The sequence below is a fragment of the Pseudomonas sp. NPDC078700 genome, from assembly GCF_044542375.1.
Classification (GTDB): domain Bacteria; phylum Pseudomonadota; class Gammaproteobacteria; order Pseudomonadales; family Pseudomonadaceae; genus Aquipseudomonas.
In genome coordinates this window covers 1-18928 of record NZ_JBITUI010000003.1, presented here as the reverse complement: position 1 = coordinate 18928, position 18928 = coordinate 1, and the positions used below count along the sequence as shown (strand labels likewise).

The 18928-nt window shown below is 52.8% G+C and carries 13 protein-coding genes, 4 tRNA genes and 1 pseudogene; 16 read left to right on the top strand and 2 right to left on the bottom strand.

Features of this window, described 5'->3' with window-relative positions; all coding sequences use genetic code 11:
* Positions 1 to 16: 16 nt before the first annotated feature.
* Complete coding sequence (locus ACIGCM_RS10475; protein WP_397502003.1) at positions 17 to 1909, bottom strand: sigma-54-dependent Fis family transcriptional regulator; 1893 nt, start codon at positions 1907 to 1909, stop codon at positions 17 to 19.
* A gap of 267 nt (positions 1910 to 2176) precedes the next feature.
* Here ACIGCM_RS10475 and ACIGCM_RS10470 point away from each other — a divergent pair, with 267 nt between their 5' ends.
* From ACIGCM_RS10470 to ACIGCM_RS10445, 6 genes are read left to right on the top strand one after another with little or no spacing between them, the layout of a single operon-like run.
* Positions 2177 to 3271, top strand: a complete 1095-nt coding sequence (locus tag ACIGCM_RS10470; RefSeq protein WP_397502002.1) for an ABC transporter ATP-binding protein — start codon at positions 2177 to 2179, stop codon at positions 3269 to 3271.
* A complete protein-coding gene (locus ACIGCM_RS10465) occupies positions 3271 to 4437 on the top strand; it encodes an ABC transporter ATP-binding protein (RefSeq protein WP_397502001.1) in 1167 nt (388 codons plus the stop codon). Before ACIGCM_RS10470 ends, ACIGCM_RS10465 begins: the two co-directional genes overlap by 1 nt.
* Positions 4424 to 5287, top strand: coding sequence for a carbohydrate ABC transporter permease (locus ACIGCM_RS10460; RefSeq protein ID WP_397502000.1), 864 nt, complete (start codon positions 4424 to 4426; stop codon positions 5285 to 5287). Before ACIGCM_RS10465 ends, ACIGCM_RS10460 begins: the two co-directional genes overlap by 14 nt.
* Positions 5288 to 5298: 11 nt before the next feature.
* Positions 5299 to 6096 carry a carbohydrate ABC transporter permease gene (locus ACIGCM_RS10455; protein WP_397501999.1) on the top strand — a complete coding sequence of 266 codons (798 nt, stop codon included), beginning with the start codon at positions 5299 to 5301 and terminating at the stop codon, positions 6094 to 6096.
* A gap of 10 nt (positions 6097 to 6106) precedes the next feature.
* Positions 6107 to 6379, top strand: coding sequence for a DUF2160 domain-containing protein (locus ACIGCM_RS10450; protein ID WP_397501998.1), 273 nt, complete (start codon positions 6107 to 6109; stop codon positions 6377 to 6379).
* 58 nt (positions 6380 to 6437) lie between these two features.
* Positions 6438 to 8180, top strand: a complete 1743-nt coding sequence (locus ACIGCM_RS10445) for an extracellular solute-binding protein (RefSeq protein ID WP_397501997.1) — start codon at positions 6438 to 6440, stop codon at positions 8178 to 8180.
* A 78-nt stretch (positions 8181 to 8258) separates the two neighbouring features.
* On the opposite strand, the gene folD is transcribed toward ACIGCM_RS10445, so the two are convergent.
* Positions 8259 to 9113 carry a bifunctional methylenetetrahydrofolate dehydrogenase/methenyltetrahydrofolate cyclohydrolase FolD gene (folD, locus tag ACIGCM_RS10440; protein ID WP_397501996.1) on the bottom strand — a complete coding sequence of 285 codons (855 nt, stop codon included), beginning with the start codon at positions 9111 to 9113 and terminating at the stop codon, positions 8259 to 8261.
* Between the two features lie 277 nt (positions 9114 to 9390).
* On the opposite strand from folD, the gene ACIGCM_RS10435 reads away from it, so the two are divergent.
* The 10 genes and pseudogenes from ACIGCM_RS10435 to ACIGCM_RS10390 all read left to right on the top strand — a co-directional run bounded on the left by ACIGCM_RS10435 (position 9391) and on the right by ACIGCM_RS10390 (position 18806).
* Positions 9391 to 9467: transfer RNA gene (locus ACIGCM_RS10435), tRNA-Arg, on the top strand.
* A 31-nt stretch (positions 9468 to 9498) separates the two neighbouring features.
* Positions 9499 to 9574, top strand: a tRNA-His gene (locus ACIGCM_RS10430).
* Between the two features lie 59 nt (positions 9575 to 9633).
* Positions 9634 to 9718 (top strand) — tRNA-Leu (locus tag ACIGCM_RS10425).
* Positions 9719 to 10326: 608 nt separating this feature from the next.
* The gene (gene tig, locus ACIGCM_RS10420; protein ID WP_397501995.1) at positions 10327 to 11637 is read left to right on the top strand and encodes a trigger factor; all 1311 of its coding nucleotides are present in this window, start codon (positions 10327 to 10329) and stop codon (positions 11635 to 11637) included.
* 92 nt (positions 11638 to 11729) lie between these two features.
* Positions 11730 to 12371, top strand: a complete 642-nt coding sequence (gene clpP, locus ACIGCM_RS10415; RefSeq protein WP_397501994.1) for an ATP-dependent Clp endopeptidase proteolytic subunit ClpP — start codon at positions 11730 to 11732, stop codon at positions 12369 to 12371.
* Positions 12372 to 12476: 105 nt separating this feature from the next.
* Positions 12477 to 13760 (top strand): ATP-dependent Clp protease ATP-binding subunit ClpX, encoded by a 1284-nt coding sequence (gene clpX / locus ACIGCM_RS10410; RefSeq protein WP_397501993.1) that lies wholly within the window; start codon positions 12477 to 12479, stop codon positions 13758 to 13760.
* A gap of 150 nt (positions 13761 to 13910) precedes the next feature.
* Positions 13911 to 16307 (top strand): endopeptidase La, encoded by a 2397-nt coding sequence (gene lon, locus ACIGCM_RS10405; protein ID WP_397501992.1) that lies wholly within the window; start codon positions 13911 to 13913, stop codon positions 16305 to 16307.
* Positions 16308 to 16421: 114 nt separating this feature from the next.
* Positions 16422 to 16718, top strand: a pseudogene (locus ACIGCM_RS10400) (HU family DNA-binding protein); the annotation flags it as partial.
* A 51-nt stretch (positions 16719 to 16769) separates the two neighbouring features.
* Positions 16770 to 16846: transfer RNA gene (locus tag ACIGCM_RS10395), tRNA-Asp, on the top strand.
* Positions 16847 to 16943: 97 nt separating this feature from the next.
* Positions 16944 to 18806: a SurA N-terminal domain-containing protein gene (locus tag ACIGCM_RS10390; RefSeq protein WP_397501991.1), complete on the top strand. Its 1863-nt coding sequence runs from the start codon at positions 16944 to 16946 to the stop codon at positions 18804 to 18806.
* Positions 18807 to 18928 lie beyond the last annotated feature (122 nt).

The window sequence follows — 18928 nt, the reverse complement described above, 5'->3', positions numbered from 1 at the left end:
GCCTAAAATCCAGTCGTTACAGCTTCAAACCTTGCTCACGCAGGCGCTTGTACAGTGTATTACGGCTTACACCGAGGCGTCGGGCAAGCTGGGAGACGTTGCCTGCACAGGCTTGCAGTTCTTGATCAAGGTCTGCTTGATCACTGGGTTCGACCGTTTCAGTTGGCTTTAGGCGACTACAGTTGGCCAACGTTGAGCCTGTACGGGCTGAAGCTTGGTCATGCAATTCCTCAAGGAAATCATCCGGTAGATGTTCACGCTTGATCGGCTGGTCATCGGCCATTGCCAGCGCCACCTGAATCACACTGCTGAGCTGACGCAGATTGCCGGGCCAGGGGTGTGCGTTGAATATTTCCAGCACCTCATTGCTTAACCCCGCCCATTGCTGAGGCTCTCGGTGTTGTTGCCACAGGCGTTTGAATAAGGCTGCTTTATCACTGCGTTCACGCAGCGGTGGTAACTCAAGGCTAAGGCCATTGATGCGGTAGTACAGATCTTGTCGGAACAGCCCGTGTTCGACGTCATTGCGAAGCGGGCGGTTGGTCGCCGAAATCAGGCGTATGTCGACTGGAAAGCTTTCACTGCTGCCCAAGGGTTGTACGCACCGTTCTTGCAGTACGCGCAATAGGCGGGCTTGCACCCTTGGCGGCATGTCACCAATTTCATCAAGAAACAGGGTGCCTTTGTCGGCCTTGCGAATCAGCCCGCTGCTGCCTTTTTGATTGGCACCGGTAAAAGCCCCTTTCTCGTAACCAAAAAGCTCCGACTCAACCAGTTCGCTAGGGATAGCTGCACAGTTCACCGCAATTAGCGGTTGTTGTGCGCGGCTGCTGGCTTGATGCAGGGCTTTCACGAATACTTCTTTACCGACGCCGGTTTCGCCATAAACCAGCAGTGCAATATCTTTCTCAATAAGGCGTTGAGCTTGCATGATGGCTTTATCAACCTTGGCATCGCCTGCACTCAGGTTACCCAGGCTAAGGGGCTCGTTGGATGCCGGCGTTGGTGTGTGTTTGGATTGCGGGCGAAAGTCGCGGGCCTTGGGTGCAGCAGGTTGTTCTGGGTGAATGACCTGTGCGTGAAAGCGAAAGCGTCCGCCGGCCTTCAGGGTGAAGGGTTGCCCGGAAGGTTGGTTGAGTAGTTGCCTCAGGGGGACATCAAACAGGCTTTCGATATTAACCAGCGCCAAACTGCTGCCGAGCAGGTTATCAGCCCGACGATTGGCCGAAATCACCAGGCCGCTTTCATCAAATACGACAAGTCCAGCCCAAGGGCTTTGCAGGTTGTTGAGGCTGGTATTGAACGTCAGTTGGAAGTAGTGCTGTTTGAACAGGTTCAGAATCAGCCGGTTTTCAACCGACTGGCTCATCATTTTGACCATGCCCAGGGTGTGCGATGGCGGCAGATAGCTGTCGCTGGATACATCAAGCACTGCAATGACCTGGCGTTGCTCATCGAAAATAGGTGAGGCCGATCCCGTCATGAATCGATTGGCCTTGAGGTAGTGCTCATCCTGTTGAATGTGCACGGCCTGGGCACAGTTAAGAGCAGTACCTATGGCGTTGGTCCCGGTTTGGCGTTCCTGCCAACTGGCTCCGGCAACAAAGCCCTGGCTGTGCTGTGAGTCCAGAAAGCGCTGGTCGCCCCAAGATTGCAAAACCTGGCCTTGATTGTCAGCAAGCATTATCAGGCAGCTTGAGTTGGCGAGGATATTTCCGTAGTAGGGCAGCACTTCTTGGTGAGTGGTGACCACCAGGCTTTGGTGACGATCAAGCAGTGCACTGACCTCGCTCTGCACCGGTGAGCCAAAGCTCGGTGCGGTTTGATGCGTCAGGCCGAAGTGGCGACAACGCGACCAAGAGTCCTCAATAATTGCTTGGTGAGTCAATGTCCGGGCAGATTCAGCCATGGGCGGCAGTTCTCCGTTGCAGCGATTTTTATTGTTGTGAGTCACGGTCTTCGCCGAGTTCAATGAGTGTCGTTGATGACTGTTCAATGTCAACGCTTGAGTGTTCAATTGTTCAGTTAGCAACTGTTCAAAACTGTTCAAGGGTCATCAAATTGCGTGTTGGATTTTCTTAAATGTTCATTTAAAACAAGGTGGTAGGACCGCCAGCTGCTAGCTGGCACGGACATCGCTTAGTGCTGTGAAATGGCATAACAAAAAGGAAGGGCCATGTCACTGACGCTGGAGCATGTCAGCCGCACGGTTGATAACCAGGTTTACATTGACGATGCTTGCCTGAGTTTCGAGCCTGGTTCATTCAATGTGCTGCTGGGGCGTACGCTGTCTGGTAAGACCAGCTTGATGCGATTGATGGCGGGTCTTGACCGTCCAAGTAAGGGCCGCATATTGATGAATGGCGCTGATGTCACCGCTGTTCCGGTGCGTCAGCGCAACGTGTCGATGGTCTATCAACAGTTCATCAATTATCCAACGCTTAGTGTGTTCGAGAACATCGCTTCCCCCTTGCGACAGGCGCGTTGCTCTGAGGCTGAAATCACCGATAAGGTCCATGCAACCGCCAAGATGCTGCGTATTGAGGGTTTGCTCAAACGCTATCCCTTGGAGTTATCTGGTGGCCAACAACAGCGCACTGCCATGGCCAGGGCGCTGGTTAAAGATGCTTCGCTCATTCTTTTTGATGAGCCGTTGGTCAACCTCGATTACAAGCTACGTGAAGAGCTGCGCCAAGAAATGCGCGAATTGTTTGCGGCGCGTCATACCATTGCTATCTATGCCACCACAGAGCCGAATGAGGCCTTGGCCCTTGGTGGCACTACAACCATTCTTCACGAGGGGCGGGTGATCCAAAGTGGCAATACGCCCGAGGTCTATAATCGTCCACAGCAAGTGTTGGCGGCCGAGTTGTTTTCTGAGCCGCCGATTAATATGTTGCCGGGGCAAATCAGCGGTACTGAAGTGAGTTTTGCCGAAACGGTGCATTTCCCTTTAAACCCGGATTTGCAGCAACTTGAGCCAGGCGAGTACCGGTTTGGTGTGCGCCCTAGTCATATTGGCTTGATGCCTTCCAATGATGATGACCTGGAGCTTGCGGTCGCGGTTGACCTTGCGGAAATAAGTGGCTCAGAAACCTTTCTGCATGTGCGGGGTGAGCAGTTTTCACTGGTGCTGCACCTTCCCGGCGTTCATGAATATGACGTTGATACGCCGATTCTGATTTACATCCCAACCCACAAATTATTTGTCTTTGATGTACAGGGGCAGCTCAAGCAAGCACCTGCTCGGCGCGCAGGGAGGGCTGCCTGATGGCCGAGATCCGCTTGCACAACCTTGCCCACAGTTACAGCCGTATACCGCAGAACGCCTCAGACTATGCGATACGCGAGATGAATCATGTATGGGAGCAGGGCGGCGCTTATGCGCTACTTGGGCCATCTGGCTGTGGTAAATCAACCCTGCTGAATATTATTTCGGGGTTGCTCAGTCCTTCTCAGGGCGAGGTGCTATTTGATTCCGTCGTGGTCAATGCCTTACCGCCGGAGAAGCGCAATATCGCTCAGGTTTTCCAGTTCCCAGTGGTTTACGACACCATGACGGTATTCGATAACCTCGCTTTTCCGCTGCGCAACCAGGGCATGGCAGAGCCACAAGTACTGAGCAAGGTTCATGAGATCGCCGAGGTTCTGGATTTGCATCCATTGCTGGCGAAAAAAGCCAGCAACCTGACCGCCGATGAGAAGCAGAAAGTCTCGATGGGGCGAGGCCTGGTGCGTGATGATGTTTCGGCGATCCTGTTTGATGAGCCGCTGACGGTAATTGACCCGCATTTGAAGTGGAAACTGCGGCGCAAGCTCAAGCAGATACACGAGCAATTCAACATCACCATGGTCTACGTGACCCATGATCAGTTGGAGGCATCGACCTTCGCCGACAAGATTGCAGTGATGTATGGCGGTCAAATTGTTCAGTTCGGCACGCCGCGTGAACTGTTTGAGCGGCCAAGTCATACCTTTGTCGGTTACTTCATCGGCAGTCCGGGCATGAACCTGATTGACGTCGAGCCTTGTGAAGGCGGCGTGGCGTTTGCAAATACCCAGGTGAGCCTTAATGCAGCACTGAATCAGCGTCTCGAAACACTCGACTATAAGCAGCTAAAAATAGGCATTCGCCCTGAGTTTGTTCACCTATGGGATACGACCAGCGCTGATAGGTCGGGCGGTACCCAATTGCAGGACACCTTATCTGGCGATGATGCCTTTAATGCCGAGGTGATTCATGTCGAAGATTTGGGGACTTATAAAATCCTCACCTTAAACCTGGATGGTCAGCCGCTCAAGGTACGCCTGCAGGAAGACCAGGCCGTGCCCAAGCTGCGCGCAGCAGTGAGTTTTCCTGCGCAGTGGCTGATGGTCTATGCCGACGACTTTCTTGTCGAGACAGGCACGCAGGAGGCACACAATGAAAGTGCATAACAACAAAGCATGGTGGCTGGTGCTGCCGGTGTTTTTGCTGGTGGCCTTCAGTGCTGTGGTGCCGATGATGACTGTGGTGAATTATTCGGTGCAGGATATTTTTGATTCATCGAGCCGCTTCTTTGTCGGTGTCGATTGGTTCAAGCAGGTGCTTCGTGACTCACGCCTTCATGACTCGCTGCTGCGCCAGTTTATTTACTCCGGCTGCGTGCTATTGATCGAAATTCCGCTGGGTATCGCCATCGCGCTGACCATGCCGACCAAAGGGCGCTGGGCGTCGTTATGTTTGATTGTGATGGCGATTCCGCTGCTGATTCCGTGGAATGTGGTGGGGACCATCTGGCAAATCTTTGGCCGGGCCGACATCGGTCTGCTCGGCTGGAGTTTGAATGCCTTGGGTATCAGCTACAACTACGCCTCTAATACCGCTGATGCTTGGGTCACGGTGCTGGTGATGGATGTCTGGCATTGGACTTCGTTGGTGGCGCTTCTGTGTTATTCAGGTCTGCGCGCGATACCTGATGTGTATTACCAAGCCGCACGCATTGATCGTGCATCTGCCTGGGCGGTGTTTCGGCATATCCAACTGCCCAAGCTCAAGAGCGTGCTACTGATCGCGGTGATGTTGCGGTTTATGGACAGCTTCATGATTTACACCGAGCCCTTTGTGCTGACGGGGGGCGGCCCGGGTAATGCGACCACCTTCCTTAGCCAAACCCTGACCAAAATGGCGGTGGGCCAATTCGATCTGGGCCCAGCTGCAGCGTTCTCGCTGATCTACTTCCTGATCATCTTGTTGGTGTCATGGCTGTTCTACACCGCCATGACCCATACCGATAAGAACCGCTAAGGAGACTGGCAATGTTGCGTAAACGCTTGGTTTTAGGGTTCTACATCGTGTTTTTACTGGTGCCGATTTACTGGCTGGTGAACATGTCGTTCAAGAGTAATACCGAGATTCTCGGCAGCCTGACACTCTGGCCCAGCAGTTTTACCCTGGACAACTACAAGGTGATCTTCACTGACCCGAGTTGGTATCAGGCTTACCTCAATTCACTGTATTACGTGAGCTTGAATACACTGATCTCGCTGACTGTAGCGCTGCCGGCAGCCTATGCATTTTCACGCTATCGCTTTCTGGGCGATAAGCACCTGTTCTTCTGGTTGCTAACCAACCGTATGGCCCCGCCTGCGGTGTTCCTTTTGCCGTTTTTCCAACTTTATTCATCGATCGGCTTGTTCGATACCCACATTGCCGTGGCCTTGGCCCACTGTTTGTTCAACGTGCCATTGGCGGTCTGGATTCTCGAGGGCTTTATGTCGGGCGTGCCGAAGGAGATAGATGAAACGGCTTATATCGATGGCTACAGCTTTCCGAAGTTTTTCGTGAAGATTTTTATCCCGCTGATTGGCTCTGGAATAGGTGTCACGGCGTTTTTTTGCTTCATGTTTTCTTGGGTTGAGCTGTTGCTGGCGCGAACCCTGACCTCTGTTGATGCCAAGCCGATCGTTGCGGTGATGACGCGTACGGTTTCAGCCTCAGGTATCGATTGGGGGGTGCTGGCCGCAGCGGGCGTCTTGACCATTTTGCCGGGCATGTTGGTTATTTGGTTTGTGCGCAATCACGTTGCCAAGGGCTTTGCCTTGGGTCGGGTGTAAGGAGAAACCTATGGAATGGATGGCTTGGACATTACCCACCGCGCTGTTTTTCAGTGGCATTGGCCTGTTGCTGCTCGGTATGTCGTTCTGGGAGTTGCGTTCACCCTGTGTTGAGCGTCGTGGTTTTTTGCCGATTACCACCAGCCGTGGCGATCGTTTGTTTATTGGGCTTCTAGGCAGTGCATACCTGCACCTGATGGTCATTGGTGTGACTGACTGGAGTGTCTGGATAGCCTCGGTGCTATCCGTTGTGTGGTTATTGGTTGTGATGCGTTGGGGCTGACGACAGGCTAGAACGGCTTTTATTCAGCTTTAGTAAATACCCTGAGATGGAGGTCTCTATGTTCGAAAATAACAACAAAACCCGACATAGCATGGCGCTGACAGCCTTGCTGGCGTTGTCCGGACTAAGTGGTGCGGCATGGGCTGACGCTTATGAGGATGCGGCAAAGAAATGGATGGCAAGCGAGTTCAGTCCCTCGACACTTACCCCCGAGCAGCAACTCGCCGAACTCAAGTGGTTTATCAAAGCCGCTGAACCGTTTCGCGGAATGACCATTAACGTAGTGTCTGAAACCATTGCCACCCATGAGTACGAGTCCAAAGTACTGGCCAAGGCGTTCAGTGAAATTACCGGGATAAAACTGACTCATGACCTGATGCAAGAAGGCGATGTCGTTGAAAAATTGCAGACGCAAATGCAGTCAGATAAAAACATCTATGACGGCTATATCAATGACTCCGACTTGATCGGCACGCACTTTCGCTACGGTAAGGCTGTGGCGATCAGCGATATGATCGCCAACGAAGGCAAGGACTTCACCTCGCCAACCCTGGACTTGCCTGACTTCATCGGTATCTCGTTTACCACTGGTCCAGACGGCAAACTCTATCAACTGCCAGATCAGCAGTTCGCCAACCTGTATTGGTTCCGCGCAGACTGGTTTGAGCGTGCTGACCTGAAAGCCAAGTTCAAGGAAAAATACGGCTACGAATTGGGTGTGCCGGTTAATTGGTCGGCCTATGAGGACATTGCCAAGTTCTTCTCTGAAGATGTTAAGGAAATCGACGGTAAGAAAGTCTATGGCCACATGGATTACGGCAAGAAAGACCCGTCATTGGGCTGGCGCTTTACCGATGCCTGGTTTTCCATGGCTGGCGGCGGCGACAAAGGTTTGCCCAACGGCCTGCCGGTGGATGAGTGGGGGATTCGAGTAGATGGCTGTCGCCCAGTGGGTTCCAGTGTTGCCCGTGGTGGCGCAACCAATGCGCCTGCGGCGGTATTTGCCACGCAGAAGTATGTTGATTGGTTGCGTGCCTACGCGCCACCTGAAGCGCAGGGCATGACTTTCTCAGAGGCAGGGCCGGTGCCTGCTCAGGGAAATATCGCGCAGCAAATTTTCTGGTACACAGCCTTTACCGCTGACATGACCAAGCCGGGCTTGCCGGTGGTGAATGAAGACGGCACGCCAAAGTGGCGTATGGCACCTTCACCCAAAGGGCCGTATTGGGAGGAGGGCATGAAGCTGGGTTACCAAGACACCGGCTCATGGACATTCCTCAAGTCAACGCCCGAGAAACAACGGCTGGCCGCATGGCTTTATGCGCAGTTCGTGACCTCGAAAACAGTGTCGCTCAAAAAGACCCTGGTGGGTCTGACGCCCATTCGTGAGTCTGATATCAACTCGCAGGCAATGACCGATATCGCGCCGAAATTAGGCGGTCTGGTTGAGTTCTATCGCAGTCCGGCCCGGGTGCAATGGACGCCGACCGGCACCAACGTGCCCGATTATCCGCGGCTGGCTCAGCTTTGGTGGCAGTACATTGCAGAGGCCGCCAGTGGCGATAAAACCCCGCAAGAGGCACTGGATGGCTTGGCGGCGGCACAGGACACCATGCTGGGTCGGTTGGAGCGAGCCAATGTGCTGGGTGAGTGTGGGCCAAAACTAAATGAAGAACGTGATCCGCAATACTGGTTGGATCAGCCGGGCGCACCAAAACCTAAGCTGGCCAATGAGAAGCCGAAAGGTGAAACGGTTAACTACGCTGACTTATTAAAGTCATGGGAGCAGGCGCGCAAGTAACTAAAAATTACGCAGAATGCACCTACAAAAAAACGGCAGAAGCCAGGCTTCTGCCGTTTTTTAGTTTAAGTGCGGCGCTTATTTGTGCAGGTGTTCTGCCGCGTGCAGGGTGTTTTCAAGTAAACCGGCGCGGGTCATCGGGCCAACACCGCCGGGCACTGGGGTGATCCAGCCAGCGCGGGGCAGGGCGGTCTCGTAAACCACATCGCCAATTAGCTTGCCGTCCTGCTGACGGTTGATGCCCACGTCAATCACGATAGCGCCTGGCTTGACCCACTCGCCTTTAACCAATCCCGGCTTGCCAGCAGCGACCACCAACAAGTCGGCATCACCGACGTGGCGTGCCAGGTCCTTGGTGAAGCGGTGGGTCACAGTGACGGTGCAGCCCGCGAGCAGCAACTCCATTGCCATGGGCCTGCCAACGATGTTCGATGCGCCAACCACAACCGCGTGCAAGCCATACAGGTCAACGCCAGTGCTTTCGAGCAGGGTCATGATGCCTTTTGGCGTGCACGGACGTAGCAGCGGCATGCGCTGAGCAAGACGGCCGATATTGTAGGGGTGGAACCCATCGACGTCTTTATCTGGGCGAATGCGCTCAAGAATCAATGATGAGTCGAGGTGCTCCGGCAGTGGCAACTGAACCAGAATGCCGTCGATGGTCGGGTCTTCGTTCAACTCATCAATCAGTGTCGCCAGCGTTTCTTGGCTGGTGTCAGCAGGCAGGTCATAGGCCTGTGAAAGGAAGCCGACTTCTTCACAGTCTTTACGCTTGTGCGAGACATAAACCTGAGAGGCAGGGTCGCTACCAACCAGGATCACTGCAAGGCCTGGCGCTCGCAGACCTTGCTGGCGTCGCTCGGCGACAGATTTAGCTATCTGTTGGCGAAGGCTGGCAGCAATCGCTTTGCCGTCAATCAGTTGTGCGGTCATTGCGCGTGGTTAACCATAAGAGAGGATGGAAAAAGGATGCGCATTCTCGCACGGAGCGGGCGCGGGGCAAAGGCGCTAAGCTACGAAATTCGTGTAACTCCTTTATCTCACTGAATTTTTTTAATTTTAGTGTTGACGGATATCGAAACGGCCATTAACATTCGCCCCGCTTGTCGAGCACAGCCAGTCGCTGGGTAAGACGGCAAACAAGCAAACAACTTACTTGTAAGTGTTTGTGAGAATGCCGAAAGCTTGAAGTCTGCTTGCAGATGGATAAGCGCCCGTAGCTCAGCTGGATAGAGCATCCGCCTTCTAAGCGGATGGTCGCAGGTTCGAGTCCTGCCGGGTGTACCATTTGGTATCTTTGGCTCAAGTAAGTTATATGGTGGGCGTAGCTCAGTTGGTAGAGCACAGGATTGTGACTCCTGTTGTCGTGGGTTCGATCCCCATCGTCCACCCCATATTGCTGAAATAAGAGCCAGGCCTAAGGTCTGGCTCTTATGTTTCAACCCCTTGTTCTGCGGACGTGGTGGAATTGGTAGACACACTGGATTTAGGTTCCAGCGCCGCAAGGTGTGAGAGTTCGAGTCTCTCCGTCCGCACCAATTAAGGTCTGCTTTCAAAGCGATTAACAGTCAATTTGAAAGCAGCGAAAGAAAGGCAGCCCGAAAAGGCTGCCTTTTTTCGTTTCTGGGGCTGAGTAATGCCCTTGAATTTGTGCGGTGCGGTGGGCTTAAGGCAGAAGTGGTTTGCGAGCGGATAACGAACCGCCTGACGCGCGGCGGCGGCTCTGTTGCGGGCTATTTATAACAATCTGATGCGCTCTGTTCAGGCGCGCCCTAGCTGATTGATTTATATCGTTTTGTGTCGGGCTTAATGCCAAAAAGGCAGTAAATAGCTTTTTTCCATTGGTCAATACAAAAGGTGTATCATGCGCCCCGGCTGTGCCCTAAAGGCTGTCTCAGGTGAAACCGTGGCGGCGTTTGGGGAACACAAATACGCTGATTAACAAAGCACAACGCCCGCATTTAAAGGCGTTGCTGCAATGGTGGCCGGTGCATGAGTCCAAGACTCTGCGTGCCACCATCTATTAGTTATCTCCCGTTTGCCGCCTGCTTCTAGGGTGACTTCTGTAAATTGACCCTCTAGAATGCATGCCCTTGATCTGGGGCTGGAAACAGTCGGCTTAATGTCTGTGCAACGAGGATTATCAATGCAAGTTTCTGTTGAAAACACTTCCGTACTCGAGCGTCGCATGACCGTCGGTGTACCCGTCGAGCGCATCGAGACCGAAGTCAACAAGCGTCTGCAGCAGACTGCTCGTCGCGCCAAGGTTCCTGGCTTCCGTCCAGGTAAAGTACCGATGAGCGTTATTCGTCAGCGCTACGAAGATTCTGCGCGTCAAGAAGCCCTGGGCGACCTGATTCAGGCAACCTTCTATGAGGCAGTTGTTGAGCAGAAGCTGAACCCAGCTGGCCAGCCTGCTGTAGAGCCTAAGTCGTTCGAAAAAGGCAAGGACCTCGAGTACGTTGCTACTTTCGAAGTGTTTCCTGAGTTTGAAGTGACTGGCCTCGACACCATCGCGGTTGAGCGTCTGGAAGCTGAAGTTGTTGATACCGATGTCGACAACATGCTGGATATCCTGCGTAAGCAGAACACCAGCTTTGAAGCTGTAGAGCGCGCTGCTGAAACTGGCGACCAGCTCACTATCGACTTCGTTGGCAAGATCGACGGCGTTGAGTTCGCTGGTGGTTCGGCCAAAGGCACTCAGTTGGTTCTAGGCTCTGGCCGTATGATTCCTGGCTTTGAAGATGCTCTGGTTGGCGCTAAAGCGGGCGAAGAGAAAGTTATCAACCCGACTTTCCCAGAAGATTATCAAAACCTGGATCTGGCCGGTAAAACTGCAGAATTCACCGTTAACGTAACGGCTGTTGCTGCACCGAAGCTGCCTGAGCTGAATGACGATTTCTTCGCGCTGTTCGGTATCAAAGAAGGCGGTATCGACGGTTTCCGTGCTGAAGTCCGCAAAAACATGGAGCGCGAGCTGCGTCAGGCCATTAAATCCAAGGTTAAGAGCCAGGTGATGGACGGTTTGCTGGCCGCTAACCCGATTGAAGTGCCAAAGGCACTGCTGTCGAGCGAAGTTGACCGTCTGCGTGTGCAGGCTGTTCAGCAGTTCGGCGGTAACATCAAGCCAGACCAACTGCCGGCTGAGCTGTTCGAAGAGCAGGCCAAGCGTCGTGTGGTCCTGGGTTTGATCGTTGCTGAAGTGGTCAAGCAGTTTGATTTGAAGCCTGATGACGCTCGCGTTAAAGAGCTGATCACTGAAATGGCTTCTGCTTACCAAGAGCCAGAGCAGGTTATTTCTTGGTACTACAAGAACGATCAGCAGATGAACGAAGTTCGTTCTGTTGTGCTTGAAGAGCAAGTTGTAGATACTGTTTTGCAGAAGGCTAATGTGACCGATAAAAAGGTCTCTTACGAAGAAGCTGTCAAGCCGGTGGAAGCTCCAAAAGCCGACTGATTTCTTTACCTCGTTCGAACACACCATAAGCCAGCCTTCGTGCTGGCTTATGCGTATTTGAAATATGACTATTTAGGGAGCGAGTGCAAGAAATGTCCCGCAATCCTTTCATGCAACACATGCCTGACATCCAAGCCGCTGGCGGCTTAGTTCCTATGGTTGTCGAGCAATCGGCCCGTGGCGAGCGCGCCTACGACATTTATTCACGTTTGCTTAAGGAGCGAGTGATCTTCCTGATTGGCCCGGTCGAAGACTACATGGCCAACCTGGTTGCTGCTCAGCTGTTGTTCCTTGAGGCAGAGAACCCAGACAAAGACATTCACCTGTACATCAACTCCCCGGGTGGCTCGGTGACTGCGGGCATGTCGATCTACGACACCATGCAGTTCATCAAGCCTGACGTGTCCACTACCTGCATCGGCCAGGCCTGCAGCATGGGTGCGTTCCTGTTGGCAGGTGGTGCGGCGGGTAAGCGTCACTGCTTGCCTAACTCGCGAATGATGATTCACCAGCCTCTGGGCGGTTTCCAGGGCCAGGCGTCGGACATTGACATCCATGCGAGGGAAATCCTTCACATCCGTCATCGTTTGAATACCTTGCTGGCGCATCACACCGGTCAACCGCTTGAAACCATTGAGCGTGACACCGAGCGCGACAATTTCATGAGCGCTGAGCGTGCGGCTGAATATGGCCTGATCGACTCGGTAATGATGAAGCGTGACATGCCTGCCTAAGCAGTTCAGATGAAGGTGGTTGGTCTATCTAACCACCTGTGGACTTGAAAAAGCCCACGTTTGCCTTCATCTTGTGTTTCAAGCCTACCGTATTGGATTGATCGAATGACTGACACCCGCAACGGCGAGGACAACGGCAAGCTGCTCTATTGCTCCTTCTGCGGCAAAAGCCAGCATGAAGTGCGCAAATTGATTGCTGGTCCCTCCGTCTTTATCTGCGACGAGTGCGTCGACCTGTGCAACGACATCATCCGCGAGGAGGTGCAAGAAGCCCAGGCCGAGAGCAGTGCGCATAAGTTACCTGCGCCAAAAGAAATTAGCGCGATCCTCGATCAGTACGTGATCGGGCAGGAGCGCGCGAAAAAGGTTTTGGCTGTAGCGGTGTATAACCACTACAAGCGCCTGAATCAGCGTGACAAGAAAAGTGACGATGTTGAATTGGGCAAAAGCAATATTTTGCTGATTGGTCCAACTGGCTCGGGTAAAACCTTGCTGGCTGAAACCCTGGCGCGTTTGCTCAATGTCCCGTTCACTATCGCTGACGCCACCACCTTGACCGAAGCTGGTTACGTGGGTGAAGACGTCGAGAACATCATTCAGAAGCTGTTGCAGAAGTGCGACTACGATGTAGAAAAAGCTCAGATGGGCATTGTCTACATCGACGAAATCGACAAGATTTCGCGCAAGTCTGACAACCCGTCAATCACCCGCGATGTATCGGGTGAGGGCGTTCAGCAGGCGCTGTTGAAACTGATTGAAGGCACCGTCGCTTCAGTTCCGCCGCAAGGTGGGCGTAAGCATCCACAGCAGGAGTTCCTGCAGGTAGATACCCGCAGCATTCTGTTTATCTGTGGTGGCGCTTTCTCCGGTTTGGAAAAAGTGATTCAGGGCCGCTCCGAGAAGGGTGGTATCGGTTTTAATGCTCAGGTTCGCAGTAAAGACCTTGGCAAGAAAATCGGTGAGTCACTGCGCAATGTTGAGCCAGACGACTTGGTTAAATTCGGGCTAATTCCTGAGTTCGTTGGCCGTTTGCCGGTTATCGCAACGCTGGATGAGCTGGATGAAGCTGCATTGATGCAGATTCTGACCGAGCCAAAAAATGCCCTGACCAAGCAATATGCAAAATTGTTTGAGTTGGAAGGGGTTGATCTGGAGTTCCGTCCTGACGCGCTGAAATCAGTTGCGCAAAAGGCGCTGGAGCGTAAAACCGGTGCTCGTGGTTTGCGTTCTATCCTTGAGGGCATCCTGCTCGACACCATGTATGAGATTCCGTCTCAGACTGATGTCAGCAAGGTCGTCATCGACGAAAGCGTGATTGATGGTACTTCTCAGCCACTGTTGATCTACGAAAACAGTGAGCCACCAGCCAAGGCTGCACCAGACGCTTAACCCGTCTGTTACATCCTGAATGCAAAAGGGCCTGCGGGCCCTTTTTGTTTTTCTGTTGTAACGCTTGTTTTTTCCTGGGGGTAGCCCCATCTTAGGGGAAAGGGTTATTCCCATCGTTTACGGCCGTATGGTCGCTGTAGAGCCGAAATCATGAAGACAACCATCGAATTGCCTCTCCTGCCGCTGCGCGATGTCGTGGTCTATCCGCACATGGTCATCCCGCTGTTTGTAGGGCGTGAAAAATCCATAGAAGCACTCGAAGCCGCGATGTCGGGCGAAAAGCAGATCCTGCTGGTCGCACAAAAGAATCCGGCTGACGATGATCCCAATGAAGCAGGTCTCTACCGAGTCGGCACCGTTGCTACGGTGTTGCAGTTGCTCAAATTGCCTGACGGTACCGTTAAGGTGCTGGTCGAGGGTGAGCAGCGGGGTGAAATAGAACAATTCATCGAAGCTGACGGCTACTTCCGATCGGAAGTGCAACTGCTGGATGAGGCCGAAGTCGCTGAGCGTGAGTCAGAAGTATTCACGCGCAGCCTGCTCAGTCAGTTCGAGCAATATGTGCAGTTGGGCAAAAAAGTCCCGGCTGAAGTGCTCTCGTCGCTTAACAGCATTGATGAGCCAAGCCGCCTGGTCGATACCATGGCCGCGCACATGGCGCTTAAAATCGAACAGAAGCAAGAAATCCTCGAAATTACCGATCTGTCTGCCCGTGTTGAACACGTGCTGGCCTTGCTCGATGCGGAAGTAGACCTGTTGCAGGTTGAAAAGCGCATTCGTGGCCGGGTCAAGAAGCAGATGGAGCGCAGCCAGCGCGAGTACTACTTGAATGAGCAGATGAAGGCCATTCAAAAAGAGCTGGGTGATATCGACGAAGGCCACAATGAAATTGATGAGCTGAAAAAGCGCATCGAAACCTCAGGCATGAGTAAAGACGCCCATGCCAAGGCCGCCAGTGAGTTGAACAAACTCAAGCAGATGTCGCCGATGTCCGCTGAGGCGACTGTGGTGCGCTCATACATCGAATGGCTGACCAATGTGCCGTGGAAGGCGCAGAGCAAGGTTCGCCTTGATCTGACGCGTGCCGAGACGATTCTTGACGCCGATCACTACGGCCTTGAAGAGGTTAAAGATCGCATCCTTGAGTACCTGGCCGTGCAAAAGCGGGTTAAGAAACTTAAAGGTCCGGTGCTCTGTTTGGTAGGGCCCCCAGGTGTGGGTAAAACCTCGCTGGCAGAGTCGATTGCCACCGCAACCAACCGCAAATTTGTGCGGATGGCCTTGGGTGGTGTGCGTGATGAGGCGGAAATTCGCGGTCATCGGCGTACTTATATCGGTTCGATGCCTGGCCGATTGATACAAAAGATGACCAAGGTTGGCGTGCGCAATCCACTGTTCTTGCTCGATGAAATCGACAAGATGGGTCAGGACATGCGTGGTGATCCGGCTTCGGCATTGCTTGAGGTGCTCGACCCTGAGCAAAACCACAATTTTAACGATCACTATCTTGAGGTCGATTACGACCTTTCTGATGTGATGTTCCTCTGTACTGCCAACTCGATGAACATTCCCGGTCCGCTGTTGGACCGTATGGAAGTGATTCGTCTGCCTGGCTATACCGAAGACGAAAAAATCAACATCGCTATCAAATACCTGGCGCCAAAACAGACTCAGGCCAATGGCTTGAAGAAGGGCGAATTAGAGTTTGAATTGGATGCGATTCGCGACATCGTGCGCTATTACACCCGTGAAGCGGGTGTGCGTAGCCTTGAGCGTCAAATCGCAAAAGTCTGTCGTAAAGCGGTTAAAGATCACGCCAAAGAGAAGCGTTTTAAGGTTGTTGTAACGGCCGAAAGTCTCGAAGATTTCCTCGGTGTGCGCAAACATCGCTATGGTTTGGCCGAGCAACAGGACCAAATTGGTCAAGTTACCGGTCTTGCCTGGACTCAAGTGGGGGGTGAATTACTCACTATTGAGGCAGCCGTTGTGCCCGGTAAAGGTCAACTGATCAAGACCGGTTCGTTGGGTGATGTAATGCTTGAATCCATCACTGCTGCGCAGACCGTTGTACGCAGTCGGGCGAAAAGTTTGGGCGTGCCTCTGGACTTCTACGAGAAGCGTGACATTCATATCCATATGCCGGAAGGGGCAACGCCGAAAGACGGCCCTAGCGCGGGCGTAGGGATGTGTACGGCACTGGTTTCAGCGCTGACCGAGATTCCCGTGCGTGCAGACGTTGCAATGACCGGTGAAATCACCCTGCGTGGTCAGGTTTTGGCCATCGGCGGCCTCAAGGAAAAGCTCCTTGCAGCACATCGTGGCGGCATCAAAACCGTGATTATTCCGGAAGAAAATGTGCGCGATTTGAAGGAGATTCCGGAGAACATTAAGCAAGATCTGCAGATTAAACCGGTTAAATGGATTGACGAGGTCCTGCAAATTGCGCTGCAATACGCCCCGGAGCCCTTAACTGATGCGGCTCCTGAGTTAGTTGCAAAGGATGAAACTCGCGAGTCTGATTCCAAGGAGCGAATCAGCACGCATTAGCCGGAAGGGTTCCTTGACACCATTTTAGAGCCCTTGTTATAAAGCGGCTCTAACTGGGGCTAATGAACCCACCAGCACTCGCTTCACGTACACTAAAAAACGAAGAAATATTCTCAACAGAAATTAAGGGGACTTAGAGTGAACAAGTCGGAACTGATCGATGCTATCGCTGCATCTGCTGATATCCCAAAAGCTGTTGCTGGCCGCGCGCTGGACGCAGTAATTGAATCTGTAACTGGTGCTCTGAAGGCTGGTGATTCTGTTGTATTGGTAGGCTTTGGTACTTTCGCTGTTAAAGAGCGCGCAGCTCGCACTGGCCGCAACCCACAGACTGGCAACCCAATCAGCATCGCGGCTGCCAAGATCCCAGGTTTCAAAGCGGGTAAAGCACTGAAAGACGCCGTTAACTAAGCGCCTTTCGAGCAGTACCTATCAGATCAGCTTCATCGCTGATCTGACAGCGGAGCGGTAGTTCAGTCGGTTAGAATACCGGCCTGTCACGCCGGGGGTCGCGGGTTCGAGTCCCGTCCGCTCCGCCAGTTACGAGAAGGCGCATCCTCGGATGCGCCTTTCTTCTATCCGGAACTTACCCACACTGCGCGGCTGATTTCTTTATACAGTCGTTCTGGGGGATGCATGCTTCAGAATATTAGGGACAATTCACAAGGTTGGATTGCCAAGACTATTATCGGCATTATCGTTGCATTGCTCGCATTGACGGGTATTGACGCGATATTTACCGGTACCAGTAATAGTCAAAATGCCGCCGATGTTAATGGCGACAAGATCACTCAAAATGAGCTTGGCCAAGCTGTAGAAATGCAGCGCCGCCAGCTTGTTCAGCAATTGGGCAAGAATTTTGACCCAGCTTTGCTCGATGAGAAATTGCTGCGCGATGCTTCGCTAAAAGGCCTGATCGAACGTAGCCTGTTGTTGCAAGGTGCTACCGACGCCAAATTCGCTTTCTCTGAAGCGGCACTGGACCAGGTTATTTTGATGACGCCTGAGTTTGCAGTTGACGGCAAATTTAATGCTGACCGTTTTGACCAAGTGATTCGTCAAATGGGCTATTCGCGTCTGCAGTTCCGGCAGATGCTTAAGCAGGAAATGCTGATCGGTCAATTACGTGCAGGCTTGTCGGCTAGCAGCTTTGTGACCGACGAAGAAGTGCAGGCCTTTGCCGCACTGGAAAAGCAGACGCGTGACTTTGCAACGCATACAGTCAGCGCTGACCCAGCAGCTGTAACGCTTAGCGATGACGACGTCAAAGCCTACTACGATGCGCAGAGCAGCCAGTTTATGAGCCCTGAGCAAGTTGTTGTGCAGTACGTTGAACTGAAAAAAGATGCATTCTTTGATCAGATCAAGGTTGATGACAAAGACTTGCAGGATGCCTACAAGACTGAAATCGCTAACCTCACTGAGCAACGGGACGCCGCGCATATCCTGATTGAAGTCAATGACAAGGTCAGCGATGCCGAGGCTAAAGCCAAGATCGAAGAAGTCCAGAAGCGCCTGCAAAACGGTGAAGATTTCGCCGCTCTAGCGAAAGAGGTCTCGCAGGATCCTGGCTCTGCCAACAATGGTGGTGACTTGGGCTATGCAGGCCCAGGCGTGTACGACCCTGACTTTGAAAAGGCACTGTACGCCCTCGACAAAGACCAGGTCTCTGCACCGGTGCGCAGTAGTTTCGGCTGGCACTTGATCAAGCTATTGGGTGTGCAGGCGCCAGAAGTGCCGAGCTTCGATAGCTTGAAAGAAAAATTGGTTAACGACCTCAAAGCACAAAAAGTTGAAAAGCGTTTTGTTGAAGCGTCCAAGCAACTCGAAGATTCTGCTTTCGAGGCAGCGGATTTGGCTCAGCCAGCTCAAGAGCTGGGTCTGAAAGTCGAGACCAGCAAGCCTTTTGGTCGCGAGGGTGGTGAAGGCATCACTGCTAACCGCCAGGTCGTTGAAGCCGCTTACAGCAGCGATGTGCTGGAAGGTGGCAGTAACAGTGCAGTGGTCGAGCTGGATCCGAGCACTGTGGTTGTGGTTCACGTCAAACAACACCTCAAGCCTGAGCAGTTGAAGCTTGAAGAGGTCGCTGACAAGATCCGTGAGCACCTGACTACTGTGCGTGCCAGCGAAGCTGCTAAAGCCGCGGGTGAGAAGCAGATTGCTCAGCTCAGTGCTGGTGATGCAGCGGTTGATAAGGGCCAGTGGGCTGTGACTGAAGCTGCAACCCGCGCGCAGGAAGGTGTTGACCCTGTTGTCTTACAGGCGCTGTTCCGTATGCCAAAACCTGCTGATGATGGTAAGCCGACTTACACAGGTGTGAGCTTGGCAAGTGGCGACTTCACGGTGATTCGTCTTGATGGTGTCAGCAAGCAAGAGCAAGCACTTACCGATGAAGAGAAAACGACATACCGTCGCTTCCTGGCATCGCGTATTGGCCAACAAGATTTTGCGGCTTATCGCAAACAGCTTGAGGCTAAAGCAGACGTTGAGCGTTACTAACGTTTAAGGCTGACTGTCTGACCCATAAAAAATCTATGGTCACCCCATTTTTTGCAATACTGATTAACGGGTGAAATGGTTGGCTTGCTTAAATCTATCCGGCGTCCAATTGGGGCTAGCCC

Coding starts and splice junctions, on each gene's coding strand:
- ACIGCM_RS10475 (WP_397502003.1), bottom strand. CDS start 1,909: ATGGCTGAATCTGCCCGGACATTGACTCACCAAGCAATTATTGAGGAC.
- ACIGCM_RS10470 (WP_397502002.1), top strand. CDS start 2,177: ATGTCACTGACGCTGGAGCATGTCAGCCGCACGGTTGATAACCAGGTT.
- ACIGCM_RS10465 (WP_397502001.1), top strand. CDS start 3,271: ATGGCCGAGATCCGCTTGCACAACCTTGCCCACAGTTACAGCCGTATA.
- ACIGCM_RS10460 (WP_397502000.1), top strand. CDS start 4,424: ATGAAAGTGCATAACAACAAAGCATGGTGGCTGGTGCTGCCGGTGTTT.
- ACIGCM_RS10455 (WP_397501999.1), top strand. CDS start 5,299: ATGTTGCGTAAACGCTTGGTTTTAGGGTTCTACATCGTGTTTTTACTG.
- ACIGCM_RS10450 (WP_397501998.1), top strand. CDS start 6,107: ATGGAATGGATGGCTTGGACATTACCCACCGCGCTGTTTTTCAGTGGC.
- ACIGCM_RS10445 (WP_397501997.1), top strand. CDS start 6,438: ATGTTCGAAAATAACAACAAAACCCGACATAGCATGGCGCTGACAGCC.
- folD (WP_397501996.1), bottom strand. CDS start 9,113: ATGACCGCACAACTGATTGACGGCAAAGCGATTGCTGCCAGCCTTCGC.
- tig (WP_397501995.1), top strand. CDS start 10,327: ATGCAAGTTTCTGTTGAAAACACTTCCGTACTCGAGCGTCGCATGACC.
- clpP (WP_397501994.1), top strand. CDS start 11,730: ATGTCCCGCAATCCTTTCATGCAACACATGCCTGACATCCAAGCCGCT.
- clpX (WP_397501993.1), top strand. CDS start 12,477: ATGACTGACACCCGCAACGGCGAGGACAACGGCAAGCTGCTCTATTGC.
- lon (WP_397501992.1), top strand. CDS start 13,911: ATGAAGACAACCATCGAATTGCCTCTCCTGCCGCTGCGCGATGTCGTG.
- ACIGCM_RS10390 (WP_397501991.1), top strand. CDS start 16,944: ATGCTTCAGAATATTAGGGACAATTCACAAGGTTGGATTGCCAAGACT.